This window comes from Streptomyces himastatinicus ATCC 53653, from assembly GCF_000158915.1.
Lineage (GTDB): Bacteria > Actinomycetota > Actinomycetes > Streptomycetales > Streptomycetaceae > Streptomyces > Streptomyces himastatinicus.
Genome location: NZ_GG657754.1, coordinates 5,186,382 through 5,187,305, shown reverse-complemented (window position 1 = coordinate 5,187,305; position 924 = coordinate 5,186,382). Strand labels below are relative to the sequence as shown.

Below are 924 nucleotides of genomic sequence, written 5' to 3'. Positions count from 1 at the left end.
GGTGAACTTCAGCAGCAGGTGGTTCACGGGCCGGTTGACGGACTGGACGCTCACCGCGGCCTTGTTGACGTCGCAGGGGCCGATCTCCTGCTCGGGCGTCCGACGCGCCGCCGCCCTTCGTCCCGGCCGCGCACCCGGCCTGCTTCCCGGCCTGCTCCTTGGCGTCGTCCGCACCGCCGGTGCCGCTGCCCTGCGCGCCACCGGTGCCGTTGCCACCCTCGCCCCGGGCCCCGGCGTCGGCGCCGCCCTGGTCCGCCTGGGCCGTGGCCGAGGACTCGGCCTTGCCCGAGCTCTTGGCCCCGGTGCCGTCGTTGTCGCCGCAGGCCGTGAGGGTCAGGCCCGCGGCGACGACGGTCAGACCGGCGGCGACGGAACGGATGGTGCGGGCGTGGCGGGCGAGGAAGGCGGTGGAGTGCGACATGGTGGGTTCCCCCCGGTGAGGCTCGGCTGCTGTCCGGTACGACAACAACTCTGTCCGGGGCCGCTGCCGTCCCACTGCCGTCCGGCTGCCGACCGCTAACGCCTCACTAACGCCCCGCTGACCGCCCCGCTGTTCATGGCGGGCCCTCCCCTTCCCGCGGCCCGCCGGAGCCCTCGCCGGACGGGGCGGCGCCCCGGCCGCCGTCGCCCTGGGCGAAGAGTTTCACCAGGTCACTCATGACGTAGCGGTTGGTGGCCTCCTCGTCCAGCAGATGCATCTCGGCAAGCCGCTCCAGGGAGTCCTGGATCAGATCGGGGTCCGCCCCGGACAGCGCGGCCGCCTCAGCGGTGTTGACCTCCCGGGCGAAACCGGCGCCGAGCGCCCGCAGCAACTGGGCGTCGTCCGCGGAGAGCCGGGCCACCGAGTTGCGCAGCGCGGCCGCCACCCCGGCGTCCTCCGCCGACAGCAGGGCCAGCCGCCGCCGCTCGTCGCGCAGCGCCGTG

The 924-nt window shown here is 75.1% G+C and carries 2 pseudogenes; both read right to left on the bottom strand.

Annotated elements, in window-relative coordinates:
- Window positions 1-421: pseudogene (locus SSOG_RS53790) on the bottom strand (hypothetical protein); the annotation flags it as partial.
- A 133-nt stretch (window positions 422-554) separates the two neighbouring features.
- A pseudogene (locus SSOG_RS51185) lies at window positions 555-924 on the bottom strand (AfsR/SARP family transcriptional regulator); the annotation flags it as partial.